Here is a 26,666-nt window from a genome sequence, read left to right as displayed (position 1 = left end):
AACGAGCAGGCAGTCATTTACCCAACGGGGTCTGTGATTGCCGGCTTCTTTTTCGTTCATGGCGACTCTGAGGGCAAGGGCCTTTCTGCGCTGGGCTCCGCTGTGTTGGAGTGCGCAGACTTCGCAGATATGTACCGCCCGTGAAAAACCCGACCCTTGCCACCCTGCTTTGCCTCCCTCTGCCCCTGCTGGCGTCCGAACGAGATGACGCCCTGAAACTGCCTGACGTGCTCATCAGCGCCAGCCGACAGGTCGAATCGCGCACCGCCACCAGTGCTGCGAACACCGTGTTTACCCGGGCCGATATCGACCGCCTGCAACCGAGTAGCGTCATGGACCTGCTCAGCCGCGTGCCGGGCGTGCAAGTGGCACCGACCGGCGGGCGCGGCAGCTTGCCAGGCCTTTTCATTCGCGGCACCAAGACCGCGCAAACGCTGGTGCTGGTCGATGGTGTACGCATCGCCAACGCGACCTCAGGCGACAGCGGCCTGCAGTTTCTCAACGTCGACCAGATCGAGCGTGTCGAAGTGCTTCGCGGCTCTCGGTCGGCGGTATATGGCAGCGATGCCATTGGCGGGGTCATCCAAGTGTTCACCCGACGGAGCCTCGGTGACGGCCTGCACCCGCGCGTGCGCCTGGCTGCCGGTAGCCGAAAAACCTTCCAGCGCAGCCTGGGTGTGTCGGGCGCCGATGGCTCAACGCGCTTCAACCTGGGCGCAAGCCTGGACGAAACGGCAGGCATCGATTCAACCGGACCGTCGTTCAGCAGTGACGCCGACCATGACGCTTACCGCAACAAATCGCTCAACTTCAGCCTGAGCCAGACGCTCGGCGAGCGCATCGAAGTCGGCCTGAACCTGCTGCACAGTCAGGGCCGCAGTCAATACGACAATCCATTCGGCGGCTTCGACCCTGTCACCTTCCAAAGCGTCGGCCAACAGCCGTACACCGACTTCACCGTCGCCAGCCTGGGCAGTTACCTCGACGCCCAGCTCACCGACAACTGGCACACGCGGATGGAGGTGGCGCACAGCGAAAACCGTGACGACAAGCGCGACACGTTGAGCTCAGAACGCTTTGTGTTCAACACCTACCGCGACCAGATGACCTGGCAGAACGACCTGGCCCTGAACGATCAGCACAGCCTGCTCGCCGGCGCCGACTGGTATCAGGACCGCGTGCACGCCAGTACCGACTTCGAGAAGGACAGCCGCTGGAACCGGGCGGTGTTTCTTCAGCACCGCTATCAAGGCCCGCTGTTCTCCACCGAAGCGGGCGTACGCCAGGACCGCAACGAGCAGTTCGGCACTCACACCACCTGGAGTGGCAGCGTGAGCGTTGCGCTCGATGATCGCAATGATGTGGTGCTGTCCTACAGCGAAGGCTTCCGGGCCCCGACGTTCAACGACCTGTATTACCCGCAGTTCAGCAACCCTGACCTTGACCCCGAGCACGCCAGGACCTATGAAGTGCAGTGGCGCAGCCAGCTGTCTACCGACACCCGCCTGGAGGCTTCCCTGTACCGCACCGACCTGCGCGATGCGATCGTGTTCGGTCAGGACGCCATTCCCCGCAACGTGGCCTCGGCGCGCGTCGACGGTGTAGAGCTGGCCCTGGCCCAACAGTGGGGCGAATGGAGCAGCCAGCTGGGCCTGGCGATGATCGACCCCCGTGACCGCGACAGTGGCCATACATTGGCCCGACGGGCACGCCGCACCCTGAGCCTGGACCTGGACCGCCGTGTGGGACCCTTCGGCATCGGTGCCAGCGTACAGGCTGTCAGCAGCAGCTACGATGACGAAGCCAACCGCAACCGTTTGGGTGGATATGGGTTGCTGGGCCTGCGCGGCAGTTGGGCAGCCACCGAGGCGCTGACCGTGGAGGCGAAGCTGGACAACCTGTTCGACCGTGGCTACAGCCGCGCCCTGTACAGCTACGAGGGCAGCCCCCATGCCTACCAGGAAGAAGGGCGCACGCTGTTGTTCAGCGTGACGTGGGCACCGGCGCTCTAGCGGCCAGCAGTTCGCACAGGCGAGCCGTCGCTTCGATCATCTGCCCACTGGGGCGCTCGATGCCGTTGTCCGGCACCACCAGTAACCCGTCTTGCGCCACCGCGCGCAGCGCCGGCCAGGCCTTCCAACTGGCCAACTGTTGCGCATCGGCGGCCAGGATGATGTCGGGGTCGCGCGCAATGACCGACTCTACGCTCACCTGGGGCGCTGCCGGGTTCAAATCCGCAAAGACATTACGCGCACCACAGACGGCCAGTGCATCGCTGATCACTTGCTGACCACCCAAGGTGTACAAGGGGCGATCCCAGACCTGGTAGAAGACCTGCAGGGGCCTGTCGCGACGGTACTGCTGGCGCAGTGTTTTCAATCGTGCACGCAGGGCGCGAGCGTAGCGGCGGCCTTGGTCAGCGTGGCCTACGTGTTCAGCGATTTCTTCGATCTGGCCAATCAACTGCTCGATGCTGTGCGGCTCTGCGCTGAAGGCAGGGATGCCCAGACGTTTGAGCTGGTCGCGCTGCGCGGGCGGTACACTGCCCGGCCACAGCAGCAGCAGATCAGGGCGCAGACTGAGCAAACGCTCCATGTCCAGCTGGCCATAGCGCCCCACCGAGGGCAACGCTCGCAACGCCGGTGGCCGTTCACCCCCATCGAGCACCCCCACCAGCAGGTCGCCTGCCTGCAGTTCGAGCATGATTTCCGTCAACGACGGTGCCAGGCTGACGACGCGTAGCGGCCCAGCGCTCGCCAGGCTGCAGGCCAGTAGCGCCAGCCCCGCTATGAGCCGGCGCATCAGCCGAGCTGAGACGGCAGACGGTACAAGTAGAGCAAGCCCACGGTGGACAAGGCCAGCAGCACCTGTGGGACGGTTTCCAGGCCCACCAGTACCGACACGGCGGCTACCCAGGCGGGGAAGCAGGCATAGGTCATGGCCAGGCGCCGCACGCGAGCCAGTTCGATCCACGCAGCAGGCTCGGCTTCGGTACCGAGCGCCTTGGAGGTGGCAATCAGCGCGCGCTTGTAGGCACCGAAGCGCGGCAAGGTGAGAAACAACGTGGCTGCGCCAGCGATGAACAGCGGCATGGCCAACATGGGAATCATCGCCTCGCCACCGCCAAAGGCCCAGGCCATGACCGGCAGCGGCACAAGCCCCACCGCCAGGTACTGCCACCAAGCCAGGGCGAGGCGCCGCTTGACCTCGGCGCGGGTCATGCCTGGGGCACCTCGCCCTGGTGTTCATTGCCCAGCATGTGGCCCAGCTTGCCGGCCTTGGTTGCCAGGTAATGGCTGTTGTGCGGGTTGTGCCCGGTGTGTAGCGGCACACGCTCGGCCACCACGATATCCATGTCGGTCAAGGCCTTGACCTTGCGCGGGTTGTTGGTCATCAAGCGCAACGCCTTGACACCCAGGTGCTCGAGCATCGGCAGGCAGATGGCATAGTCGCGCTGATCCGCAGCAAACCCGAGGCGCTCGTTGGCTTCGACCGTGTCCGCCCCTCCGTCCTGCAGTTCGTAGGCGCGGATCTTGTTCAGCAGGCCAATGCCACGGCCTTCCTGGCGCAGGTAAAGCAGCACGCCACGACCTTCTCGGGCGATCGCCTGGAGGGCAGCTTCGAGTTGCGACCCGCAATCACAGCGTTGACTGAACAAGGCATCGCCGGTCAGGCATTCGGAATGCAGGCGCCCCAGTACCGGCTGCCCATCGGCGATATCACCCAGGCTGAGCACCACATGCTCGCGGCCAGTGGCTTCATCCAGAAAGCCGTGCATGGTGAAAGTCGCGAAAGGCGTCGGGAGTTTAGAGGCGGCAACAAAGACGACGGGCACGTTGTGCTCCTGGGATAAGTGGGAATTTCAATGGACCGATTGTATCAGCAGCTTACAGGCAGTGCTCCCGCAGTATACCGCCGGTTATTATCGAAAACCTCGATGCGTAGCGGTTGCGGGCATGTACCACGCGCTACGGTTTGGTACTGGCATCGAAAGGATAAGGCTGTTTCCAACGTTCGAATATCGGCTTGAGTTCGCCGCTGCGCACCAGTTCGGCCATGCGTTTGTCGAACACATCACGCAGTGCCTCACCCCGCTCACTGCGGGCAAACGCCAGGTACATGGGCAGCTCGACCACATGGGTGCGCCGGAATCGATCGGGTTGCGAGCTTTGCCCGATGACGTAGTCCACTTCGGTCATGGCGTCGACATAGAAGTCCACCCGGTCATGCTCCAGCATGGGCAGAATGCCTTCGCGTCGCTGAATTTCACGGTACTCCCGCACGCGGGGCAGGTATTTGCCATAGGCATAGCCACGCACCCAAGCCAGGCGATAGTCGCCTATGGTTGCCAGTGTAGGGGCCGGCTTGCTGGCAAGCCCCAGGGCGTAGATATGGTCGACGTCGAAATGCCAGCGAGGGTAGAGGTTGTCTTCACTTTCGTCCTTGTACGAGCCAACCCAGGCGTCAGCCTCGCCACGTTTGACCAGGCCAATGGCACGGCTATACGGCGCACTCTGCGGCACGACCTCGATCCCTGCGGGCTGGAACACCTTGCGCATCACGTCCCAGGCCACACCGGTGCCATCTGCGTTGGTGTAGTCGGCCCACTCCTCGCTGACCAGGCGAATCTGGCCAGGCTGGCTGTCGCCGGCAGCCGCCCATGGGGCAGCGGCCATCAACAATGCCAGTAGCATACCCTTCAGCACCATGGCAGCCCCCGTTCTACGCGACAGCCCATACCAGAACCTGCATGCCCAACCAGGCGAAGACGCCGGCCAGCACGTCATCGAGCATGATGCCGACGCCGCCATGCACGTGACGATCGATCCAGCGAATGGGCCAAGGCTTGAGGATGTCGAAGAAACGGAACATCAAAAAACCCGCCAACAGCCACTGCCAGCCATCGGGCACCAACCACAGCGTGATCCACATGCCGACCATTTCGTCCCAGACGATGCCTTCGTGGTCATGCACGCGCAAGTCATTGGCCACCTTGCCGCACAGCCAGAAGCCGAACAGCATGGTGATCCCCAGTACCAGCCAGTACCCCCAATCGGGCAGCATCTGCCAGAGCGGAATGAAGGGTATCGCCACCAGCGAGCCCCAGGTGCCGGGCGCTTTGGGCAAGGTGCCGGAGCCGAACCCGAACGCGATGAAGTGCCAAGGGTTGCGCCAGACCGATGGCGGAACGAACTCCGCAGGCACCTGATTGGGGTGGTCGGTCACGGTATCTCCCTAAAGTGTTGATAGCCCCGCTGCCGAGGCGTGATGTCCTGACCGTGCGCATCGCGCAGGGACACGCCCTGCCCTTGCAGCACGCGGCCAATGGGGTAGACCTGGATGAAGCCAAAGTGCGCAAGGTGCGTCAAGGCGTCCGGAGGTGCCGTGAACGCCAGTATGTAGTCGTCGCCACCGGCGAGCGCTGCTTGCACGGCTGCCTCGCGGCCCAGGAACGCCTCCACTTCGGGTGACACTGGCACCTGCGCCAGGTTCACCTCGAGCGCCACGCCAGAGGCCTTGGCGATATGACCGCAATCGGCCAGCAACCCATCGGAAATATCCAGTGCCGCCGTGGCGTGCCCTCTGAGCAAGGCACCGAGGGTGAGCTGCGGCATGGGCGCCCAATAGTGGGCCAGCAGCGGCTCTGCCACGTCCGGCGGCGCCTGGCGCTCCCCGAGCACCAGAGGCAAGGCGCCAGCGGCCTTGCCCAGCACGCCACCGACATACAGCAGGTCGCCCGGCTGGGCGCCAGTGCGGCGTAATGCCTGCCCGGCCGGCACACGGCCGAACACCGTCACGGTGATGCTCAGCGGACCCCGGGTCGTGTCCCCGCCAATCAGGCTCATGCGGCAACGGTGAGCCATGCGGCTCAACCCTGCCGAGTATTCCTCCAACCACGCGTGGCTGACGTCAGGCAGGGTGAGGGCCAGCGTGAAACCGATCGCGGTAGCGCCCATGGCGGCCAGGTCACTGACGGCGACTGCCAGGCAGCGCTGACCCAGCAGCTTCGGGTCGCAGACGGCAGGGAAATGCACCCCAGCTACCAGAGTATCGGTCGAGACGGCCAACTGCTCACCGGGAGGCAGATCCAGCAGAGCACAGTCGTCACCGATGCCCAGCGCCACCCCTTCGCCCTCGCCGTGCACTGCACAGTGCGCGGAGGCGAAGTAACGGTTGATCAGCTCGAACTCACCCATGGCCAGGCTGCGCCGCAATCAGCGCTTGTTCGCCTTGACTTCGGCTTCGCGCAGCGTCGGTGCCAGTTTGTCGAGCACGCCGTTGACGAACTTGTGACCGTCGGTGGCGCCGAAGACCTTGGCCAGCTCGACGCCTTCGTTGATCACAACGCGGTAAGGCACGTCGATGCGCTTGATGAACTCCCAGGTGGACAGACGCAACACGGCCAGTTCGACCGGGTCGAGTTCGTCAAGGCTCAGGTCCAGGCAGGGCTCGAGCGCACCGTCGATTTCGCCCTTGATGGCCGGAACGCCATGCAGGATTTCACGGAAGTAGGCGCCGTCGACATCTGCAAAATCGTTATCGACCCGAAACTGCGCTTCGATCTCGTTCAACGAATGCTGCGCCATGTGCCATTGATACAGTGCCTGGGTCGCGAGCTTGCGGGCTTCACGGCGTTTGGCGCTTTTCGATGGCTTGCCGGCATCCGCAGGCTTGGGATCGCGCGGGTTGAAACGATCGCTTTCGTCGCTAATCACTTGGCCTCCAACTGCGCCAGCAGGCTTACCATTTCCAGGGCAGACAGGGCAGCTTCTGCACCTTTGTTGCCGGCCTTGGTGCCGGAACGTTCGATGGCCTGTTCGATGGAGTCGACGGTCAGTACGCCGAACGCCACAGGAACACCGAACTCCATGGACACCTGAGCCAGGCCCTTGGTGCACTCGCCCGCCACGTATTCAAAGTGCGGGGTACCGCCACGGATTACAGCGCCCAGCGCGATGATCGCGTCGTAAGCACCTTGCTGGGCGACCTTCTGGGCAACCAGCGGAATCTCGAACGCACCAGGCGCACGGATGATGGTGATGTCGTTTTCGCTGACACCATGGCGTACCAGGGCATCAACGGCACCACTTACCAGGCTTTCGACGACGAAGCTGTTGAAGCGGCCAACCACCAAAGCATAGCGACCTTTGGGGGCAATGAAGGTACCTTCGATGGTCTTCAGGGTCATTGCGATATTCTCATCTTCAAACGCAAGGCCGCTTGCTGGCGGCCTCGACAGGGGTATGGACTCGAGCTGCAGGGCGTCATTGCCGCCTCAAGTCACTCGGAGGGCACGTATTCTACAACTTCCAGGTCGAATCCGGATATCGCATTGAACTTCATCGGCGAACTCATCAGGCGCATCTTGCGCACGCCGAGGTCACGCAGGATCTGCGAACCGGCACCCACGGTGCTGTAGGTGGTCGGGGTCTTGGCCGGTGCATCGCCTGCACTTTCGCGAATATGCGCAAGCAGCACATCGCCATCGAGCGGGTGCCCCAGCAGCAGCACCACACCGCTTCCGGCTTCGGCCACGGCGGCCATGGCGGCGCGCAGGCTCCAGCGACCCGGCTGCTTGACCAGCAGCAGGTCGCGCAGCGGGTCCATGTTGTGCACGCGCACCAGGGTGGGCTCTTCGGCGCAGATGGCGCCCAGGGTCAAGGCCATGTGCACGTCACCTTCAACCGCATCGCGGTAGGTGACCAGGTTGAACTCGCCCAGCTCGCTTTCCACCGACTGCTCGGAAACCCGCTGCACGGTGCGCTCGTGGATCATGCGGTAGTGAATGAGATCGGCGATGGTGCCGATCTTCAGGCCGTGCTCGGCAGCGAACACTTCCAGTTCGGCGCGGCGCGACATGGTGCCGTCGTCGTTCATCACCTCGCAGATCACGCCGCTGGGCTCGAACCCGGCCATGCGTGCCAGGTCGCAGGCTGCCTCGGTGTGCCCGGCGCGAGCCAGCGTACCGCCTGGCTGAGCCATGAGCGGGAAGATATGCCCAGGGCTGACGATGTCTTCGGCCTTGGCGTCCTTGGCGGCAGCCGCTTGCACGGTGCGGGCACGGTCGGCGGCGGAAATGCCGGTGGTGACACCCTCGGCAGCCTCGATCGAAACGGTGAACTTGGTGCCGAAGCCTGAACCATTGCGCGGCGCCATCAGGGGCAGCTTGAGGGTTTCGCAACGTTCGCGGGTCATCGGCATGCAGATCAGGCCACGGGCGTGCTTGGCCATGAAGTTGATGTGCTCGGGCTGGCAGCATTCGGCTGCCATGATGATATCGCCTTCGTTCTCACGGTCTTCGTCATCCATCAGGATGACCATTTTGCCCTGGCGGATGTCTTCGACCAGTTCTTCGATGCTGTTGAGCGCCACGCGGCACCCCCTTCTCAATCAGGATTTCAAGAAGCCGTTGGCGGCCAGGAAACTTTCGGTGATGCCACTGCCCTTGCTCGGCTCGGCCGCCTTGTCGCCCAGCAGCAAGCGCTCCAGGTAACGGGCCAGCAGGTCGACCTCAAGGTTTACCCGACGCCCTGCGCGGTAGTCGGCCATGATGGTTTCGGACAGGGTGTGCGGGACGATGGTCAGCTCGAATTCGGCGCCATTGACCTCGTTGACCGTCAGGCTGGTGCCATCGACGGTAATCGAACCCTTGTGGGCGATGTACTTGGCCAGTTCTCGCGGCGCACGCACGCGAAACTGGATGGCGCGGGCGTTATCGCTGCGCGAGATGATTTCGCCGACACCGTCGACGTGACCGCTGACCAGGTGTCCCCCCAGCCGGGTGGTTGGCGTCAGCGCTTTTTCAAGGTTGACCTTGCTGCCACTTTTCAAGTCGACGAAAGCCGTGCGCTTGAGGGTCTCCACGCTCACATCGGCCCAGAAGCCGTTGCCAGGCAATTCCACCGCCGTCAGGCAAACGCCATTGACGGCGATGCTGTCGCCGAGCTTGACGTCACCCAGGTCAAGCTTGCCGGTGTCGACGTGCACGCGCACGTCGCCACCTTTGGGCGTCAGACTGCGGATAGTGCCGATGGATTCGATGATGCCGGTGAACATGGGTCTTCCTCAAAACGGTGTGCGCGGGGCAAGCCGCGCATTATACGCCGGGCGCAGGCAGCGGTACGGCTGTGACCCGCCAGTCATCGCCTACTGCGCGCATGTCGGTGATCTTCAGCCGCGGTGCCTCGCTCATGCGGTTCAGTGGCCAGTCCAGCAGTGGGCGTGCGCTTGAGCCCAGGAAGGTGCCTGCCATGAACAGCTGGTACTCGTCGACAAGGCCTTGCTGGGCGAAGGCCCCGACCAGGCCGGCGCCGGCTTCCAGCAGGATTTCGTTGACGCCACGGGCGGCCAGAGCTTGAAGCAGGGCACGCAGGTCCACATGGCCATTGTCGCCCGGCAGGCTGAGCAGTTCATGGCCGGCAGCGGCATAACGTGGGTCATCTGCGACGGCGGTCACCACCAGCGCGGGGCCGGCCTGAAAGAAGGGCGCCTGCAAGGGCAAGCGCAAACGGCCATCGACCAGCACCCGCAGCGGTGCCCGGCTCAGGGCAAGCGCGGTGGTTTCGGCGTCCAGGCCCAACTCGGCGCCACGCACCGTCATGCGGGCACCGTCAGCCAGTACGCTGCTTGCACTGGTCAGCACCACGCTGGAGCGCGCGCGCAGACGCTGCACGGCAGAACGCGCCGCAGGGCCGGTGATCCACTGGCTTTCGCCGCTGGCCATGGCGGTACGACCATCCAGGCTCATGGCCAGCTTGGCGCGCACGAACGGCAACCCCTGTTCCATGCGCTTGAGGAACCCGGGGTTGAGTGCCCGCGCCTGCTCTTCGAGCACCCCGCTGGCCACGTCGATACCGGCCTGGGCAAGTCGCTGCAGGCCCCGCCCAGCCACCTGGGGATTGGGGTCCTGCATGGCGGCCACTACGCGCGCCACACCGGCCTTGACCAAGGCTTCGGCACACGGCGGCGTACGGCCATGGTGGCTGCAGGGTTCGAGGGTGACATAGGCACAGCCGCCCCGCGCACGCTCGCCTGCCTGGGCAAGCGCATGCACCTCGGCATGGGGCTCCCCGGCGCGCACATGCCAGCCCTCGCCCACCACCTCGCCATCACGGACGATGACGCAACCCACACGCGGGTTGGGGTGGGTGGTGTAGAGCCCCTTGCGCGCTAACTCAAGGGCACGGGCCATGTAATGGGCGTCAAGCACAGCTGCGGGGGTTTGCATGCTCACTCTTTGGCCGGCTCACGGGCCAGGCGGTCGATTTCTTCGCGGAATTCGTCAAGGTCCTGGAAGCGCCGATAAACCGAGGCGAAGCGGATGTAGGCGACTTCATCGAGTTTGCGCAACTCGCCCATCACCAGCTCGCCCACCACCAGCGACTTGACCTCGCGCTCGCCGGTGGCGCGCAGCCGACTCTTGATGTGGGCCAGGGCGGCCTCGAGGCGCTCGACACTGACAGGGCGTTTTTCCAGCGCACGCTGCATGCCGGCCCGCAACTTGTCTTCGTCGAAGGGCTGGCGAGTACCGTCCTGTTTGATCAGCCGGGGCAGTACCAGCTCGGCGGTCTCGAAGGTGGTGAAGCGCTCGCCGCAGGCGACGCATTCGCGACGGCGCCGCACTTGCTCGCCCTCGGCAACCAGGCGCGAGTCGATGACCTTGGTGTCGTTGGCACCGCAAAAGGGACAGTGCATGGTGGCAGGCAACAAAAAAAGGGAGGGCCATGGTAGCGCATCCCACTGGCAAGACAAGCCAAAGGGGTTAACATCCATGCAATTCTGCCCCTGAAGGACTACCCCATGCCACTTCGAGCGCTTGCCGTGCTGTGCTGCGCCGCCCTGCTCACCGCCTGCGGCAGTGACCAGCCCAAGACCGAACAACCGCCTGCTCCGGCGCCCGCCAAAGTGTCCAAAAAGGCCCAGCCGCTTGGCCCCTTGCCGGCCTATCAGCGCGAGCTGAGCGGCACGTTGCTGGGCATCCCCGCCGGCGCAGAGGTAGAACTTGCCCTGCTGGTGATCGATGACCGCGACAGGCCGCAACAGCTACTGGCCAGTAGCACCTTGCCGGGTACCGGCCAGGCCTTGCCCTACCAGCTGCGTTTCAACCCCGAGGCATTTCCGGCCGACGCCAGGGTAGAGCTGCGTGGACGAGCCAGCCGCTCAGGCCAGTTGATCATGCACTTGCCGCCGCTGCGCATCACCCAGGCACAGACCCAGGCCACCGGCCCGCTGCAGTTCGAAAAGGCACCGTAAGTGGCGCCAGTGGCGTTGCAACAGGCCTTGAGCGGCCTGATTGGCGAGGCACGGCTGGTGATCAGCGACCTGCCTGACTGTGCGTTGAAATTATGGCTGATCGATGATCAGAACATGGACCGCGCTTTTAGCAGCGAAGAAACCCGGCGCATTCTCGAAGATCCGCCGTACTGGAGCTTCTGCTGGGCCAGTGGCCTGGCCATGGCGCGCTACCTGGCCGAGCACCGGGAGTGGGTAGCCGGCAAGCGGGTGCTCGATTTTGGCGCCGGTTCCGGTATCGCCGGCATCGCCGCTGCCCGTGCAGGTGCGCTGGAGGTCGTGGCCTGCGACCTTGATCCGCTGGCCTTGGACGCCTGCCGTGCCAACGCCGCCTTGAACCAGGTGGAACTGGGCTACAGCAGCGACTTTTTTGCCGAGGATGACCGTTTCGACCTGATCCTGGTGGCCGATGTACTCTACGACCGCGCCAACCTGCCGCTGCTCGATACCTTCCTCGACCGGGGCCGACAGGCACTGGTGGCCGACTCTCGCGTACGGGACTTCAGCCACCCGTTGTACCGACCACTTGGGGTGCTCGACGCCTTGACCCTGCCGGACTTGGCCGAGCCGCACGAATTCCGCCGGGTCAGCCTGTACCACGCCAGCCGCGAGCCTTTATAGTGGTGCCATTCACGGATTTGCGAGAGTCGCGATGACCCAGGACACCCCCTATATCTTCGATGCCACCGATGCCACCTTCCAGCAGCTGGTGATCGAGAATTCATTCCACAAGCCAGTGCTGGTCGATTTCTGGGCCGAATGGTGCGCGCCTTGCAAAGCGCTGATGCCGCTTCTGGCAAAAATTGCCGAGGAGTACCAGGGCGAACTGCTGCTGGCCAAGATCAACTGCGACGTCGAGCAACAGGTCGTGGCGCAATTCGGCATCCGCAGTCTGCCAACCGTGGTGCTGTTCAAGGATGGCCAGCCGGTCGACGGTTTTGCCGGTGCTCAGCCGGAATCGGCGATCCGCACCATGCTCGAGCCACATGTGCAACTGCCGGCGCCACCCACCGCCTCGCCGCTGGAACAGGCTCAGGCGCTGTTCGCCGAAAGCCGTTTTGGCGAAGCCGAAGCGGTGCTGCAGCAATTGCTTGCAGAAGACAATAGCAACGCCGAAGGCCTGATCCTGTACGCCCGCTGCCTGGCCGAGCGCGGCGAGCTGGGCGAGGCCCAGGTGGTGCTAGACGCGGTCAAGACCGAGGACCATAAGGCCGCCCTGGCCGGCGCCAAGGCGCAACTGACTTTCCTGCGCCAGGCCGCCAGCCTGCCGGAGGTTGCAGACCTGAAAAGCCGTCTGGCACAGAACCCACAAGATGACGAGGCCACGTACCAACTGTGCATCCAGCAGCTGGCACGCCAGCAGTACGAGCCCGCGCTTGAAAGCCTGCTCAAGTTGTTCCAGCGCAATCGCGGTTACGAAAATGGGCTACCGCACAAGGCATTGCTGCAGGTGTTCGAGTTGCTCGGCAGTGCCCATCCGCTGGTGGGTACGTATCGCCGTAAGCTGTTCGCTGCGATGTACTGACGCTTATCAGGCGTGAAGGGCACGAGTGAGGCACGCCGCCTTGCTCATGCCCTTGCTCAGGCTTCGCCGAGGGCTAGCTGGAGGCTGATGAGGGCTACAGCTTGACGATGACTGCACAGCACCCGTTGCCTGGGCTGTTCATCCATGACCCGCGAGCCGGCCACAGGTACACCTGTCACGTCTTTTGAAGGTCATCTACACCTTTTCGTCGGTCTGCCATACATACACCGGCGTTTCGCCCTCACTGAACACCCGTACCTGCCCATGGTGCCGCAACCGCACCAGCAACCGCTTGGCTGCGCCAAAGTCCCCCGTGACGCCCTGCAGTTGCTCAAGCAGCTCTGGCCCCTCCATACGGCCAGCCGTGCGCAACAACTCGCAGGCTACCCGCCATGGCCCGTCATCCTTCGTCGCTGCGGGAAGCATCGCGGCAGCTGGCTGGGGTGTCGAAGCGGGGAGTTGTTCGGTTGGCCGCGCCAACTGCGCCCATTCCTGGGGATCAAGCTCAATGGTCAAGTCCACCGGCCACTCACCGATCGTTCCACGAATTCTCACTGTAGGTCCTCACTCAAGTCATTGCCGCCATGCTACCGCAACATGAAACCTGAGCCACGAGGCTGGCGGCCCGCCAAACAATCGTTATAACATAACCACTCCTATTGACCTGCTCCTGGAGTCATCCATGCGTCGTCTGCTGCTAGCCCTGCCCTTCGCCTGCTTGCCCCTGGCCATGATGGCCCATGCCCACGATGAACATGAGCATGATCACGGCCATGGCACGCTTGCCGCCCATGAGCATGGTGTGGCCAAGCTCAATGCCGTGCTCGACGGCAAAACCCTGGAGCTTGAGCTGGACAGCCCGGCGATGAACCTGGTCGGCTTCGAGCACATGGCCAGCAGCGATGCCGACAAGGCCAAGGTAGCCGCCGTGCGTCAGCAATTGGAACAGCCCCTGAAGTTGTTCGCCCTGACGGCGGCCGCTGGTTGCACGCCAGACCAGCAAGAACTGCAAAGCCCACTGTTCGGGGATGCGGCCAAGGCTGACGACGATGGCGACGAGCACGAGAAAGGCCACGTCCACAGCGACATCAACGCCCATTACCAATTCACCTGCGCAGCGCCCGAAAAGCTCACCCAGATCGACCTGTCGCCGCTGTTCAAGGCCTTCCCCGCCACGCAGAAAATCAATGTGCAATTGATCGGCCCGAACGGCCAGAAGGGAGTGGAAACCGCGCCAACCAAGGCCGTGGTCACACTCTGAATGAACCAGCCGCTGATTCACCTGCAAGGCGTGGAGTTCGCCTGGCCGGGACAACCGCCATTGCTGGATATCCCGGCCTTTGACCTGCAAGCCGGTGAGGCTGTGTTTCTCAAGGGCCCCAGCGGCAGTGGCAAGACCACCCTGCTGGGCTTGCTCGGCGGGGTCAACCGGCCAGCCCGTGGGCGAATCCAACTGCTTGGGCAGGACCTGGCCTTACTCGGCCAAGGTGCCCGTGACCGTTTCCGTGTGGACCACACCGGATACATCTTCCAGCAATTCAACCTGCTGCCGTTTCTCTCGGTACGGGAAAATGTCGAGCTGCCCTGTCGTTTCTCCCGCAGCCGCGCCCAGCGTGCCATCGAGCGCCACGGTAGCGTCGACCAGGCCGCCAGCGAATTGCTCGCCCATCTGGGCCTGCGCGATAGGCAGTTGCTGGCGCGGCGAGCCGACAGCCTGTCGATCGGCCAGCAGCAACGCGTCGCCGCCGCCCGCGCTTTGATCGGCCAGCCCGAGCTGGTGATCGCCGATGAGCCCACATCAGCGCTGGATGCCGATACCCGCGAAGCGTTCATCGCCTTGCTGTTCAACGAATGCCGCGCGGCAGGCTCGAGCTTGCTGTTCGTCAGTCATGACCAAAGCCTGGCCCCGCTGTTCGACCGTCACCTGTCCCTGGCCGAGCTCAATCGCGCCGCCAAACCCCGGGAGGCATGATGTACCTGCTTCGTCTTGCCTTGGCCAGCCTGGCCAACCGCCGCTTCACCGCCTTTCTCACCGCGTTCGCCATCGCCTTGTCGGTGTGCCTGCTGCTGGCCGTCGAGCGGGTGCGCACCGAAGCCCGCGCCAGCTTTGCCAGCACCATCAGTGGTACTGACCTGATTGTCGGGGCGCGGTCAGGCTCGGTGAACCTGTTGCTGTACTCGGTGTTTCGCATCGGCAATGCCACCAACAACATCCGCTGGGACAGCTACCAGCACTACGCCCAGGACCCACGGGTGAAGTGGGCGATCCCCATCTCCTTGGGCGACTCGCACCGCGGCTACCGGGTGATGGGCACCACCGGCGCCTATTTCGACCACTATCAGTACGGGCGCAAGCAGCACCTGACGTTGCGCCAGGGTCGGGAATTTGCCGACGATCCTTTCGAGGTGGTACTGGGTGCAGAGGTTGCCGATGCCTTGCACTACAAGCTGGGCGACAAACTGGTGCTGGCCCATGGCGTGGCGGCGATCAGCCTGGTCAAGCACGACGACAAACCCTTTACCGTGGTCGGTGTACTCAAGCGCACCGGCACGCCGGTTGACCGCACCTTGCACATCAGCCTGGCCGGCATGGAGGCCATCCATATCGACTGGCACAACGGCGTGCCGGCCCGAGGTGCGGGACGCATCAGTGCAGAACAGGCGCGTGGCATGGACCTGCAACCCGCTGCGATCACGGCGTTCATGTTGGGTTTGAACAACAAGATCGCCACCTTCAGCCTGCAGCGCGAAATCAATGAGTACCGGAACGAGCCGCTGTTGGCGATTTTGCCAGGGGTGGCGTTGCAGGAGTTGTGGAGCCTGATGGGCACTGCCGAACAGGCCCTGTTCGTGGTGTCGCTGTTCGTCGTGCTCACTGGCCTGATTGGCATGCTCACGGCGATCCTCACCAGCCTGAACGAGCGCCGCCGGGAAATGGCGATCCTGCGCTCGGTCGGTGCACGGCCATGGCACATCGCCGGGCTGCTAGTGCTTGAGGCCCTGGCACTGGCAACTGCCGGGATCGTTGCCGGGCTTGGCCTGCTGTACGCCGGTATCGCCCTGGCCCAGGGTTACGTGCAGGCCAACTATGGCTTGTACCTGCCACTGGCCTGGCCCAGCACGCATGAATGGTCCTTGCTGGCTATCATCCTTGGCGCAGCGCTGTTGATGGGCAGCGTTCCGGCATGGCGAGCCTATCGACAGTCGTTGGCAGATGGCTTGTCGATCCACCTTTGAGAGCCTGTGATGATGCGATTTCTCACCGCCTGCTTCGTGGCTCGCGACGCGCTAGCAAGCGCATGGACTGGCCGTTTTGGCGCCGGCCTGTCAATCAGCAGCCCCGCCCGGCGTCTGCTTTGTTCGCTGCTCGTGATGCTCGCGGTGCCTGCATGGGCATCGCAGCCCCGGGAGCTCGACTGGCCCGCCCTGATCCCAGAGGGCGCACCGGTCGTCGCACCGCAACTGGCACCCCTGCATGACATGTCGCAGCTCAGCGATGCGCTGTCTGCCGAGTCCGCCCCAGCCGCGCGCCAGCAGGCGCCCGGTGCACCGGTGGTGAACAGCCTCGATGGCCAGCAGATCAAGCTGCCGGGCTACATCGTGCCGCTGGAAGTCAATGAGCAAGGCCGCACCACCGAATTTCTGCTGGTGCCGTACTACGGCGCGTGCATCCATGTGCCCCCGCCCCCGTCGAACCAGATTGTGCACATCGTCAGTGAAATGGGCGTACGGGTAGAGGATCTGTACCAGCCCTACTGGATAGAGGGCACGATGCACGTCAAACCTTCGAGCAGCGAACTGGCTGAGGCGGGTTACCAGATGGAAGCCGAGAAGATCTACGCCTACGAACTCAGATGAGCCTTCCGAAGGCCGGTGCAGACGCTTCGTTGAGCTGGGTCAAACTTTCTGTTTAATCGCATCCGTACCATTGGACTACACGATTATCAACGTCCTTTGGGAGCTTCCATGAACAAGTCCTTGCTCGGTGCCTCACTCGTGGCCCTGGCACTCGCCGCCCCGGCTGCGCACGCGTATCAGCCCGGTGATTTCATCGTACGTGCAGGCGCCATCACCACTGCGCCCAACGAGAGCAGCAGCGACCTGAAGTTCGACGGCAACAAGGTGGCAGGCACCAAGGCGACCCTGGACAGCGATACCCAGCTGGGTCTGGCATTCGCCTACATGCTCACCGACCACGTTGGCCTGGAACTGCTGGCAGCCACGCCGTTCAAGCACACGGTAGGCGTGAAAGGGCTGGGCGGCGGGCTGGATGGCAAGCTGGCCGACATCAAGCAGCTGCCGCCGACCCTTTCGTTGCAGTACTACCCGATGGAGGCGTCGTCGAAGTTCCAACCTTATGCGGGCGTGGGCATCAACTACACCTTGTTCTTCGATGAAGACCTGAGCAGCAACCGCAAGCAGCAAGGGTTCAGCAATCTGAAACTGCAAGATTCGGTCGGGTTCGCCGGCCAGCTGGGCATGGATTACATGATCACCGACAACCTGCTGGTCAACGCCGCCGTCTGGTACGTGGACATCGACACCAAGGCCAGCGTGAACGGCCCGAGCGCCTTGGGTTATAGCAAGACCAAGGTCGACGTGGACGTTGACCCTTGGGTCTACATGGTCGGCCTGGGCTACAAGTTCTGATCGACCGCTGCAAAACGCACGGGGCGGCCAAGGCCGCCCCTTTTTCGTTACCGTCTTGCTGAACGCCCAATAGAGCGCCCCTCGATTGCTAACGGAGCTTGCCCAGCAACCGGGCCAGCCCCTCCACCATCGAGGTGGCCCGCTGGAAGTCGAAACGAGCCAGCAACCGCCTGTTGTCCGCACGCGAATGGCGGATGTCGCCCGACCGCGGCGTGGTGTAGCTGACTGCTGGCAAGCTGCCCACCACCTGCTGGAGCGCAGCGAGCATCTGGTTCAGCGACGTGGCCTGGTTGAGACCGATGTTCACGGCCCCCTCCTCGACCTGCGCTTGTTCGAGCGCCTGGACCATGACCTGCACCAGGTCACCTACATACAGGAAATCCCGCGTCTGCTCGCCGTCACCGAACACGGTGATTGGCTGGCCTTGCACTGCACGCTCGCTGAAGATGCTGATGACGCCCGAATAAGGCGAGGAAGGATCCTGCCGCGGCCCGAAGATATTGAAGAACCGGAAGATTACAGGCTCAAGGCCATGCTGGCGCCGATAGAACTCCAGGTACTGCTCGCTGGCCAGCTTGTCCACGGCGTACGGTGTCAGCGGCGCCTTGGGTGTGTCTTCGGCGATGGACTGGCCTTCACCGTTATTGCCGTAGACCGCTGCACTGGACGCGAACAACACGCGGCGCACCCCGTGAACACGCATGGCTTCGCACACGTTGAGCGTGCCGATGAAATTGCTCTGGTGCGTGCGCACCGGGTCGTCGACCGAAGCCTGCACCGAGGCCACCGCAGCCAGGTGCACCACGGCCTGGCAGCCCGCCGCAGCGCGCTGGACCAGCTTGGCGTCGGCAACGTCCCCCTCGACAAACTCAAGCAGGGGGTGGTCCAGTTGCAGGTTGTCGCGCTTGCCCGTGGAGAGGTCGTCGACGATGCGCACGGCGTAGCCACGCGCCAGCAAGGCGTCACTCAGGTGGGAGCCGATGAAGCCGGCACCGCCGGTGATCAGGATGGGGGCATCAGCCATGGCGATAGAACCGGTCCAGAAGAGGCGGCAAGCCTGCACGCCAGGCACGGGGCTTGATACCGAAGGTGTGAAGGATTTTCTTGCAGGCCAGCACGGCGTTCTGCGGCTCTTCGCTGGCATCCGGGCGCGCGGCATGAGCCTGCGGCGTTGGCGTCTGTACCGCGAGCTGACGATGCTGGCCGGCCTCGGCGAGAATCGCCTGGCCTAGCGCCACGGGGGTGGTCGCTTCGTTCCCGGCGTAGTGGTAGGTCCCCCACAGCGGCGAATTGCAGTCCAGCTGCTTGAGCACCGAGAGAATGACCCTGGCCGCATCGTCGACGGGTGTCGGGTTGCCACGGCGATCATCGGCCAGCAGCAATTCCTGGGGGAGCTCGGCGCGCGTCAGGAAACGGCCAAGCAGGCCATCGATGCTTTCGTCCAGCACCCAACCGAAGCGCAACAGCACATGTTGCGGGCAGGCCGCACGCACGCTTTGTTCGATACGCCAGAGGGCCTGCCCACGCAGGCCAAGCGGCAATGGCTCGTCCTTCTCGCTGTAGGCGGTGGCACGCGAGCCATCGAACACACGGTAGCTCGAGGGCTGGACCAGTGTGATCTGGTGGTGCTGGCACAACTCTGCCAGCCGCTCCACCGCGCGCTCCTGAAGCGCCAGACGCTGCTCGCTGACCGACTCGGCCTGGAACCAGTCGAAGTAATACGCCAGGTTGACCACGGCGTCGGGGCGATGATCGTCGAGCAACTGGGTGAGGCTGGCAGGCGCCCAGCCCTCCTCTGGAGGGCGCGGCGCCATGAAAGCGATGTCCTCCTCGGCCCCAAGACGAATCAGCGCTTGCCCGAGGGCATTGCCACCACCCAACAGCATTAGGCGCATACGCATAGAGTCAGCAGATCCGGAGGTTGTAAGGGAAAGCGGCCATTTTGCGGTTTCCGGGCAGGGAAGTCCAACGTGGGGCCGTATGATCATTGCGGCGGAGGAGGTTGCGCCGTGGCCGACCTCATCCTCTACCACGCATGACGCGGCTCCCCCTACTCGACTTCAAACAACCCATTCCTGAGCGGGCCCACATCCAGCCGCTCGCGGATGTCTTCATCTATGCGTGGATCATCAGGCCGGTACAGTTTCACCTGGCGGTACGCGTTGATGCGATTGATCTCTTGCCCCAGGTACTCCCACACCACTCGGGTACAGGCAGGATTGCGCCGGTCCCCGCTGGACACGCCGGCCTTGAGGCCATTGAGGCGGGTGATACGGCTCTTGAAGCTTGGGATGAGAATGGTCTGGCTCATTTCGTTGAAGGTAAGCGATTCGTAGTCGATCAGGAACACCCGGTCCTGCAACTGGAAGGCAGCCCCCAGGTAACGACAGCGCACTTCGGCGTGCTGGTCTGTCGCGGTAGACCGCTCCTGACGCTCCTGGCGCTCGAACAGGAAGCGACCGCCCTCCTCCCACAGATGCACCAGCGACACCAGGACCGTACCCGGCACCGACATGCAGTTGGAGTACTCGAAGTAATACCCGCAGTAACGCGACAGGTTGCCCGCGTGATCATGCAAAGGCCGAAACAGCTCGCTGATCGGATCGCCGGTTTGCTCGACCGAAGACGGCACTCGCGCGCCGATCAAGCGTGAAAACTGATCGGCGGGCAGGTCGAGCTCGTATTCCTCCACCCCGAAGAAATCGCCAATGCGTTTGAGGTTGTAAGCCGTCGGACGGCTTTGGCCGCTCAGGTATTTGTTGAACTGGGCGCGATTGATCGACAGTTGGCGGCAAACTTCGGAGATAGAGCGGTAGTGGCTGCAAGCCAGCTTGAGATTGGTAGCGAAATGCTCGCTCATGACAAAGGCCTACGTGACGCGAATGACGCCAGTTTAGCATCAAGTTGCATCAATTAAGACCAAACCGCGAAATTGTAACGACTCTTGTCATGGCCAACCATGCGCCCCAACGAATAGCGGTACGCCTGCCGGCCGCTGGTCTTTCCACACGAAGAATAAGAATCGAGGTCATTTTCCAATGCTCGAAGTACTCAACGATTTCCTCTCGGGGAAACTGCTCATCGTGCTGATCGTGGGGCTGGGTAGCTACTTCACCCTCCGTTCCCGGTTCGTCCAGTTCCGCCACTTCGTACACATGTTCAGCGTATTCAAGGAATCGCTGCGTGGCCAGGCAGGCCAACTGAGTTCATTCCAGGCCCTGATGCTGAGCCTGGCCGGCCGCGTGGGCGCCGGTAACATTGCAGGTGTCGGCATCGCCGTGACGCTGGGCGGCCCAGGTGCCGTGTTCTGGATGTGGGTCACCGCGCTGGTGGGCATGTCGAGCAGCTTCTTCGAATGTACCCTGGCCCAGGTGTACAAGCGCGCCGACGGCGACGGCCTGTACCGTGGCGGCCCGGCCTACTACATTCAGCATGGCCTGAAGTACAAGGGCATGGCGATCGTCTTCTCGATTCTGCTGCTGGTCACCTATGGCTTCGCCTTCATCGGCCTGCAGTCGTACACCGTGACCCACTCGCTGCAAAACGCCTTCCACTTCGACCCACGCCATACCGGCATCGTGCTGGCAGTGCTGTTGGCCATCACCTTCATTGGAGGCATCAAGCGCATCGCGGCGGTGTCCGACCTGCTCGTACCGATCAAGACCCTGGCCTACATCGGCGTGACCCTGTACGTGATCGGTACCCAGATCGAACACGTGCCGGCCATGCTCGAAACCATCTTCAAGAGCGCTTTCGGTCTTGACCCGGCGTTTGGCGGCCTGCTGGGCAGCGCCATCGTCATGGGCGTGAAGCGTGGCGTATTCGCCAACGAAGCCGGCCTTGGCAGCGCACCGAACGTGGCCGCCGTCGCAGCCGTGAAGCACCCAGGTGCCCAGGGTGTGGTACAGGCGTTCAGCGTGTTCCTGGATACGTTCGTGATCTGCACCTGCACCGCGCTGCTGATCCTGCTGTCGGGCTTCTACACCCCTGGCTTCGAGGGCGATGGCATTGTCCTGACCCAGAACTCGCTGGCTGCCGTGGTAGGCGACTGGGGCCGTATCTTCGTCAGCGTGGCCCTGTCGCTGTTCGTGTTCACCTGCATCCTCTACAACTACTACCTGGGCGAGAACAGCCTGCAGTTCCTCACCCGTAACCGGGCAGTATTGATGGGCTTCCGTGCCTTGGTGCTGGCGCTGGTCGTGTGGGGCTCCATGCAGGACCTGACCACCGTGTTCGCCTTCGCCGACATCACCATGACGTGCCTGGCCTTCGTCAACCTGATGGCCTTGGCCCTGCTGTTCAAGGTCGGCCTGCGTGTGATGCGCGACTACGATGACCAGCGCAAGGCTGGCATCAAGCAGCCTGTGTTCGATTCGGCCAAGTTCGCCGACCTGGACCTGGACCGCACTGCATGGCCTGCCAACCCGCAGGTGGAAACAGCCGCTGACAAAGCTGTCGGCCAGGCTCAGCCGCTGCGCTGATAGGCTGACATCGCCAGCCGCCCCAGCGAGGGTTGTGCCAGTCGGTTGAGTCACCAGGGGCCGCATTGCGGCCCCACTAGCCTTCCCTGCAAAGCGCGGCTCTTCTTTCCCGTTCATCGCTACGGACGCTTTCCATGCGCGCAGTAAAGAACCTCCTCGTGCTCTACACCGGTGGCACCATCGGCATGCTCGAAACGCCGGAAGGCCTGGCCCCATCCGGCGGCTTCGAGTCCCGCATGCGCGATCACTTCGCCATGATGGCAGACGCCCCCGAAGTCACCTGGACACTCCAGGAACTGGACCCACTGCTCGACAGTGCCAACATGCAGCAGCACAACTGGCTGGCGATGCGTGATGCGATCGTCGATGCCGTGCGTGTCCGTGGCCATGATGCGGTACTGGTGCTGCATGGCACCGACACCCTGGCCTACAGTGCAGCGGCACTGTCGTTCCTGTTGCTGGGGCTGCCGGTTCCCATCCTGCTGACCGGCTCGATGCTGCCGGCAGGGGCACCTGGCAGCGACGCCTGGGACAACCTGTGCGGCGCACTGCGCCAGTTCGATCATCCCCTCGAAGCGGGTGTGCAACTGTACTTCGCGGGCAAGCTGCTGCACGGTTGCCGCGCCTCGAAGCTGCGCAGCGAAGCGTTCGATGCCTTTGCGGCCTTGCCGCGCCATCGCCAGAGTGAGCACGTAGCCCCCTTGCCGGCGCACTTGGGTTACCAGCAGCCCCGTCAGCGCGTGAACCTTGCGGTAGTGCCGGTGTTCCCTGGCTTGCAGGCAGGTCATCTGGAAGCCTTGCTCGGCAGCGGCGTGCAGGGCTTGTTGCTGGAATGCTATGGCAGCGGCACTGGGCCGTCAGATGATCAGGCGCTGCTCGACACCTTGCGTGCTGCACGCCAGCGTGGCGTCATGTTGGTGGCCATTTCCCAGTGCCCGGAAGGCGACGTGGTGTTCGATACCTATGCCGCCGGTAGCCGCCTGCGGGCAGCAGGCCTGGTCAGCGGGGGCGGCATGACGCGGGAGGCGGCCCTTGGCAAGATGTTCGCGCTGCTGGGTGCCGGGCTGGACGTGAAAGAGGCCGAGCACTGGTTTGCCCTGGACTTGTGCGGCGAACGCTAGAAGTGGCGGAAGGCAGCGGGAGTCGAACCTGCCCGGGAACGGATGCCGTCCCCAACCGGGTTTGAAGCCCGGCCGCGCCACCGGGCGCGATTGCCTTCCTTGAAATCGGTGCCTGGCCTGCTAGCGGGCCAGGGCACTGTCACTGCGAATGTACCGCTGATCGCCGACCCTGCGGGTCAGACCGATGCGGTCGAAATATTCCAGAATCTGCACACTGCGCTTGCGACCGATGCCCAACATATCGCGAAATGCAGCAACCTGCACTACCGGCGTGTCACCTATGTGATGCTGTAGCAGCTCTGCCATGCGGCGTAGGGTCGACTCTGGGTAGAACAGGTCCCGCACCACCTGATGCACCAACCCCAGTCGCGCCAGCTTGCGCAGCAGCAGGCGTACATCGGCCTCGGCGCATTTTTCCTCGCTCGCCAATGTCCTTACCCAAGGCGGATCGTAAGCGCCAGCCTGCAACCTTGGCTGCAGGCGCGCCCAGAGCGCCTCATCCGCGGCACTGAGCTGAACCTGATGATCAGGCAAATGCAGCCAGGGGCCGCTGCCGGCTACGGCGCCTTCGGCCAGCAACTGCTCGAGCAAACTGACGAACCCCGGCCTGTCCAGTGGCAACGCCGCGAAACGGCGCAGCCTGTCACGGTCCGGGCCCAATTGATCGGGCTCCTGCTCGTGAAAGGCCGCCAACTGGGCCAGCACACGTTGCTTGAGCGCCTGCCACTGGCTTGCAGCGAACAACAACTGGCCTTGGCGGGTGGCGATCACGCGTACGTCGTCGGGTAACTGCCAGCTGTCACGCAGGCGATTGAACTGCCGCTCCAGGCGCTGTGGATCTAGCCCACCCGGTGCGCTGGCCAGCAAACCCGGCAAGGCCTGCTCAAGACCTGTACAGTCGCGCAGCACCTGCAACTGTTGCAGCCTTTCGACGCTGCGGCGTTGACGACTGGGGGCGAACGGGTCCAGGACCGTGCCGCCGCCCAGCGTGTACTGAGCGCGCTGATCGCGCAGCACCAGACGGTCGCCATGCACCGCTTGCAACGGCGCGTTGAGCAGCAACTGTGCGAACATGCGCTGCCCCGCCGCCAAGCTCTGCCCCTCGAGCAAAGCCACCCTGGCTGTCACGTCCTGAGTACCCAGGTGCACGTGCACTGCACTGAAATGCTCGAAGGCACGGGCTTGGCCGGGCAGCAGGCTCAAGGTGATATCGATGCGTGTGCTGGGCGCGTGCAACCACTGCGGCACCAGCCAATCGCCCCGGCGTATCTGGTCCACCGCCAGGCGCTCGGCGACGATGTTGAGCGCCACACGTTGCCCTGCCTCGGCCACCAGCGCGGGCTGATTCTGGGCATGCAACCCACGCACCCTCACCGGTTTGCCGGCCTTGCCAAGCAGCAACGTGTCGCCCGCAGTTACACGCCCCGCCAGCGCCGTGCCGGTCACCACTACCCCCGCGCCCGTAACGGCGAACGCCCGGTCCACGGCAAGACGAAAGCCTCCGGCCACACTGCGACGGCGGGCATGGGGCGCTGCCGCCAGCAGGGCCTGGCGCAAGGCGTCGATGCCGGTACCAACGGTACTGGATACGGGAAAGTGCAGCGCATCGGCATACGGGCCAGGCGCCAGCAGTTGGCTGACTTGCTGCTTCACCGCTTCCACGCGTGCGGGCTCGACCCGGTCGCACTTGCTGATGGCCACCAGCGCCTGGGGAATGCCCAACAGTTCGATGATCGCCAGGTGCTCGCGGGTCTGCGGCATGACGCCATCGTCTGCCGCCACCACCAGCAATACCAGGTCGATGCCGTGGGCACCGGCCAGCATGTTGTGGACAAACCGCTCGTGGCCCGGCACGTCGATGAAGCCAGTCAGTGGCGCCTCCTCGGCCAGCGACGCGTAGCGATAACCCAGGTCGATGGTCATGCCGCGGGCCTGTTCCTCCTGACGCTGGTCCCCGGCTTGGCCGGTGAGCGCCTGCAGCAGCGCCGTCTTGCCGTGATCGATGTGCCCGGCGGTACCGACGATCACTGCAAGGCCCCCAACTGCAGGCTTGGCAGCTGCGCCAGCCATTGGGGTTCATCGTCCAGCTGGCGCAAGTCCAGCCACAACGCATCGTCGTCGATGCGCCCAAGCACAGGCACCGGTAATTCACGCAGCGCTCGCTCCAAAGCATGCAAGCTGCGCCCGCGCAGCCGCTTGGACACCTGTGGACGCAGGCACAAGGCGGCGCTGGGCAAGCGGGCGACAGGCTGGCTGCCGCTGCCGATCATGCCCAGCGTCGGCTCTACGCTGACGCGCCACTGCTCGCCCAGGCAGGCTTGCATCGCGGGCGCCACGCGCAGGGCCTGGGTGTGAATCTCCGCCTGGGCACGCGTGAGCAGGCGCAGGCTGGGCAGGCGCTCGGCCAGGCGATCAGGGTTGCGGTACAGCGCCAACACGGCCTCCAGGGCGGCCAAGGTGATCTTGTCCACGCGCAGGGCGCGCTTGAGCGGGTTCTTCTTGATCCTGGCGATCAAGTCCTTACGCCCGACGATGATCCCTGCCTGCGGACCGCCCAGCAGTTTGTCACCACTGAAGGTGACAATGTCGGCGCCATCGCTCAGTGCCTGGCGCACCGTCGGTTCGGCGGGTAGCCCCCAGCGCGTGAGGTCCAGCAGGCTGCCACTGCCCAGGTCCTCGAGTAGCGGCAGGTTGTGCTGACGGGCAATGCGGGCCAGCTCCGGGGTGGGTACCTGGGTGGTAAAGCCCTGGATGCTGTAGTTGCTGCAGTGCACGCGCATCAGCAACCCAGTGCGCGGGCTGATGGCCGCCTCGTAGTCGCGGGCGTGGGTGCGGTTGGTGGTGCCGATCTCGTGCAGCCTGACGCCGGCCCGGGCCATGATGTCGGGTATCCGGAAGGCGCCCCCGATCTCGATCAGCTCGCCACGGGAGATAATGCCTTCCTTGCGGGCGCCCAAGCTGTTGAGCGCCAGCAACACAGCGGCTGCATTGTTGTTCACCACGGTAACGGCCTCGGCGCCTGTCAGTTCGCGAATCAACCCTTCGATCAGGTCATCGCGATCACCGCGCTTGCCCGTGCTCAAGTCGAACTCGAGGTTCAGCGGGTAGCGCGCTGCGCACTCCATGGCCTCGATGGCTTCTTCGGGCAGCAAGGCGCGGCCCAGATTGGTGTGCAACACCGTGCCGGTGAGGTTGAACACGCGGCGAACCTGGCTGCGTTGCTGGACGTCGAGTCGTTCGCCGGCGCGGCCCAGCAGTACCTCCGGCGCCACCTCCGCGGCACTCAGCTGGCCATTGCGGACAAGGTCGCGCAGATCATTCAGCAAGTGGCGCAAGGTCGACAGAACAGCTTCACGGCCGTAACGCTCGATGAGCGCAAGACAGGCGGTATGGCGCAGGAGTGTATCGATGGAAGGCAGGCGAGGCGTGACGCTGGCTAAGCTGGAGGGCATGCGGTACTACCTTGGACGGGTCCATTGTCTGCTGGCCTTGTGGCAGGCAAGCGACGGCAACGCAGGCATCCGCAGGTCCGGGAACCTTCGAAACCCGTGTCAAGGACGCTTGCCTGGGCAAGGCAACTCGGTCTCACAGTGTAGA

At 63.8% G+C, this 26,666-nt stretch carries 29 protein-coding genes and 1 tRNA gene; 11 read left to right on the top strand and 19 right to left on the bottom strand.

The window, feature by feature from the left end; all coding sequences use genetic code 11:
• The first annotated feature begins 140 nt into the window (after positions 1–140).
• On the top strand, positions 141–2,012 hold the full coding sequence (locus tag B2S33_RS17715; RefSeq protein ID WP_280077149.1) for a TonB-dependent receptor domain-containing protein: 1,872 nt from the start codon (positions 141–143) through the stop codon (positions 2,010–2,012).
• Here B2S33_RS17715 and B2S33_RS17710 read toward each other — a convergent pair.
• The 12 genes from B2S33_RS17710 to nrdR form a co-directional block, all read right to left on the bottom strand.
• A complete protein-coding gene (locus B2S33_RS17710; protein WP_288650745.1) occupies positions 1,984–2,802 on the bottom strand; it encodes a cobalamin-binding protein in 819 nt (272 codons plus the stop codon). The genes B2S33_RS17715 and B2S33_RS17710 overlap by 29 nt on opposite strands.
• Complete coding sequence (locus tag B2S33_RS17705; RefSeq protein WP_288650744.1) at positions 2,802–3,221, bottom strand: MFS transporter; 420 nt, start codon at positions 3,219–3,221, stop codon at positions 2,802–2,804. The genes B2S33_RS17710 and B2S33_RS17705 overlap by 1 nt, the downstream gene beginning before the upstream one ends.
• Entirely contained in the window at positions 3,218–3,835 is a 618-nt protein-coding gene (ribA, locus tag B2S33_RS17700; RefSeq protein WP_023534989.1) for a GTP cyclohydrolase II, read from the bottom strand. The genes B2S33_RS17705 and ribA overlap by 4 nt, the downstream gene beginning before the upstream one ends.
• A 133-nt stretch (positions 3,836–3,968) precedes the next feature.
• On the bottom strand, positions 3,969–4,709 hold the full coding sequence (locus B2S33_RS17695; protein WP_027915132.1) for a substrate-binding periplasmic protein: 741 nt from the start codon (positions 4,707–4,709) through the stop codon (positions 3,969–3,971).
• Positions 4,710–4,722: 13 nt separating this feature from the next.
• Positions 4,723–5,226: a phosphatidylglycerophosphatase A family protein gene (locus B2S33_RS17690; RefSeq protein WP_023535011.1), complete on the bottom strand. Its 504-nt coding sequence runs from the start codon at positions 5,224–5,226 to the stop codon at positions 4,723–4,725.
• Entirely contained in the window at positions 5,223–6,197 is a 975-nt protein-coding gene (gene thiL / locus B2S33_RS17685) for a thiamine-phosphate kinase (protein ID WP_027915131.1), read from the bottom strand. The genes B2S33_RS17690 and thiL overlap by 4 nt, the downstream gene beginning before the upstream one ends.
• Before the next feature lie 18 nt (positions 6,198–6,215).
• On the bottom strand, positions 6,216–6,716 hold the full coding sequence (gene nusB, locus B2S33_RS17680) for a transcription antitermination factor NusB (protein WP_288650742.1): 501 nt from the start codon (positions 6,714–6,716) through the stop codon (positions 6,216–6,218).
• Positions 6,713–7,189 (bottom strand): 6,7-dimethyl-8-ribityllumazine synthase, encoded by a 477-nt coding sequence (ribE, locus tag B2S33_RS17675; protein ID WP_023534949.1) that lies wholly within the window; start codon positions 7,187–7,189, stop codon positions 6,713–6,715. The genes nusB and ribE overlap by 4 nt, the downstream gene beginning before the upstream one ends.
• 92 nt (positions 7,190–7,281) lie before the next feature.
• Complete coding sequence (ribBA, locus tag B2S33_RS17670; protein WP_027915129.1) at positions 7,282–8,373, bottom strand: bifunctional 3,4-dihydroxy-2-butanone-4-phosphate synthase/GTP cyclohydrolase II; 1,092 nt, start codon at positions 8,371–8,373, stop codon at positions 7,282–7,284.
• Positions 8,374–8,391: 18 nt separating this feature from the next.
• Entirely contained in the window at positions 8,392–9,057 is a 666-nt protein-coding gene (locus B2S33_RS17665; RefSeq protein ID WP_023534964.1) for a riboflavin synthase, read from the bottom strand.
• 40 nt (positions 9,058–9,097) lie between these two features.
• A complete protein-coding gene (gene ribD, locus B2S33_RS17660) occupies positions 9,098–10,228 on the bottom strand; it encodes a bifunctional diaminohydroxyphosphoribosylaminopyrimidine deaminase/5-amino-6-(5-phosphoribosylamino)uracil reductase RibD (protein WP_023535003.1) in 1,131 nt (376 codons plus the stop codon).
• A 2-nt stretch (positions 10,229–10,230) separates the two neighbouring features.
• Positions 10,231–10,695 carry a transcriptional regulator NrdR gene (gene nrdR / locus B2S33_RS17655; RefSeq protein WP_027915127.1) on the bottom strand — a complete coding sequence of 155 codons (465 nt, stop codon included), beginning with the start codon at positions 10,693–10,695 and terminating at the stop codon, positions 10,231–10,233.
• Between the two features lie 105 nt (positions 10,696–10,800).
• On the opposite strand from nrdR, the gene B2S33_RS17650 reads away from it, so the two are divergent.
• From B2S33_RS17650 to trxA, 3 genes are read left to right on the top strand one after another with little or no spacing between them, the layout of a single operon-like run.
• Complete coding sequence (locus B2S33_RS17650) at positions 10,801–11,253, top strand: YbaY family lipoprotein (protein ID WP_288650741.1); 453 nt, start codon at positions 10,801–10,803, stop codon at positions 11,251–11,253.
• On the top strand, positions 11,254–11,913 hold the full coding sequence (locus B2S33_RS17645) for a class I SAM-dependent methyltransferase (RefSeq protein WP_027915125.1): 660 nt from the start codon (positions 11,254–11,256) through the stop codon (positions 11,911–11,913).
• Positions 11,914–11,944: 31 nt separating this feature from the next.
• Positions 11,945–12,817, top strand: a complete 873-nt coding sequence (trxA, locus tag B2S33_RS17640) for a thioredoxin (RefSeq protein WP_027915124.1) — start codon at positions 11,945–11,947, stop codon at positions 12,815–12,817.
• A gap of 195 nt (positions 12,818–13,012) precedes the next feature.
• On the opposite strand, the gene B2S33_RS17635 is transcribed toward trxA, so the two are convergent.
• Positions 13,013–13,372, bottom strand: a complete 360-nt coding sequence (locus tag B2S33_RS17635; protein WP_104926564.1) for a hypothetical protein — start codon at positions 13,370–13,372, stop codon at positions 13,013–13,015.
• A 127-nt stretch (positions 13,373–13,499) separates the two neighbouring features.
• Between B2S33_RS17635 and B2S33_RS17630 the strand changes: the two genes are divergently transcribed.
• The 5 genes from B2S33_RS17630 (at position 13,500) to B2S33_RS17610 (ending at position 17,467) form a co-directional block, all read left to right on the top strand.
• Complete coding sequence (locus B2S33_RS17630; RefSeq protein WP_027915122.1) at positions 13,500–14,078, top strand: DUF2796 domain-containing protein; 579 nt, start codon at positions 13,500–13,502, stop codon at positions 14,076–14,078.
• Positions 14,079–14,789, top strand: a complete 711-nt coding sequence (locus B2S33_RS17625; RefSeq protein WP_288650739.1) for an ABC transporter ATP-binding protein — start codon at positions 14,079–14,081, stop codon at positions 14,787–14,789. It begins immediately after the preceding gene.
• Complete coding sequence (locus tag B2S33_RS17620; protein WP_027915120.1) at positions 14,789–16,054, top strand: ABC transporter permease; 1,266 nt, start codon at positions 14,789–14,791, stop codon at positions 16,052–16,054. Before B2S33_RS17625 ends, B2S33_RS17620 begins: the two co-directional genes overlap by 1 nt.
• A 135-nt stretch (positions 16,055–16,189) precedes the next feature.
• Positions 16,190–16,675: a DUF3299 domain-containing protein gene (locus tag B2S33_RS17615; RefSeq protein ID WP_033695077.1), complete on the top strand. Its 486-nt coding sequence runs from the start codon at positions 16,190–16,192 to the stop codon at positions 16,673–16,675.
• 108 nt (positions 16,676–16,783) lie between these two features.
• Positions 16,784–17,467, top strand: a complete 684-nt coding sequence (locus B2S33_RS17610; protein ID WP_023534960.1) for an OmpW/AlkL family protein — start codon at positions 16,784–16,786, stop codon at positions 17,465–17,467.
• An 88-nt stretch (positions 17,468–17,555) separates the two neighbouring features.
• Here the strand turns inward: B2S33_RS17610 and B2S33_RS17605 are convergent, their stop codons facing one another.
• The 3 genes from B2S33_RS17605 to B2S33_RS17595 form a co-directional block, all read right to left on the bottom strand.
• Positions 17,556–18,491, bottom strand: coding sequence for an NAD-dependent epimerase/dehydratase family protein (locus B2S33_RS17605; protein WP_288502093.1), 936 nt, complete (start codon positions 18,489–18,491; stop codon positions 17,556–17,558).
• A complete protein-coding gene (locus B2S33_RS17600; RefSeq protein WP_033695074.1) occupies positions 18,484–19,368 on the bottom strand; it encodes a sugar nucleotide-binding protein in 885 nt (294 codons plus the stop codon). The genes B2S33_RS17605 and B2S33_RS17600 overlap by 8 nt, the downstream gene beginning before the upstream one ends.
• Positions 19,369–19,517: 149 nt before the next feature.
• Complete coding sequence (locus B2S33_RS17595; RefSeq protein WP_028687672.1) at positions 19,518–20,327, bottom strand: helix-turn-helix domain-containing protein; 810 nt, start codon at positions 20,325–20,327, stop codon at positions 19,518–19,520.
• A gap of 178 nt (positions 20,328–20,505) precedes the next feature.
• Here B2S33_RS17595 and B2S33_RS17590 point away from each other — a divergent pair, with 178 nt between their 5' ends.
• Entirely contained in the window at positions 20,506–21,948 is a 1,443-nt protein-coding gene (locus B2S33_RS17590) for an alanine/glycine:cation symporter family protein (RefSeq protein WP_059183593.1), read from the top strand.
• 134 nt (positions 21,949–22,082) lie between these two features.
• A complete protein-coding gene (locus B2S33_RS17585) occupies positions 22,083–23,069 on the top strand; it encodes an asparaginase (RefSeq protein WP_028687674.1) in 987 nt (328 codons plus the stop codon).
• 3 nt (positions 23,070–23,072) lie between these two features.
• Here B2S33_RS17585 and B2S33_RS17580 read toward each other — a convergent pair.
• The 3 genes from B2S33_RS17580 to selA all read right to left on the bottom strand — a co-directional run bounded on the left by B2S33_RS17580 (position 23,073) and on the right by selA (position 26,521).
• Positions 23,073–23,168: transfer RNA gene (locus tag B2S33_RS17580), tRNA-Sec, on the bottom strand.
• Positions 23,169–23,189: 21 nt separating this feature from the next.
• Positions 23,190–25,097, bottom strand: coding sequence for a selenocysteine-specific translation elongation factor (gene selB, locus B2S33_RS17575; RefSeq protein WP_288650838.1), 1,908 nt, complete (start codon positions 25,095–25,097; stop codon positions 23,190–23,192).
• A complete protein-coding gene (selA, locus tag B2S33_RS17570) occupies positions 25,094–26,521 on the bottom strand; it encodes an L-seryl-tRNA(Sec) selenium transferase (protein ID WP_280078111.1) in 1,428 nt (475 codons plus the stop codon). Before selA ends, selB begins: the two co-directional genes overlap by 4 nt.
• Positions 26,522–26,666 lie beyond the last annotated feature (145 nt).

The sequence above is a fragment of the Pseudomonas sp. UBA5568 genome (assembly GCF_002425525.1).
Classification (GTDB): domain Bacteria; phylum Pseudomonadota; class Gammaproteobacteria; order Pseudomonadales; family Pseudomonadaceae; genus Aquipseudomonas; species Aquipseudomonas fulva.
This window is presented reverse-complemented; position numbering and strand designations above follow the sequence as displayed.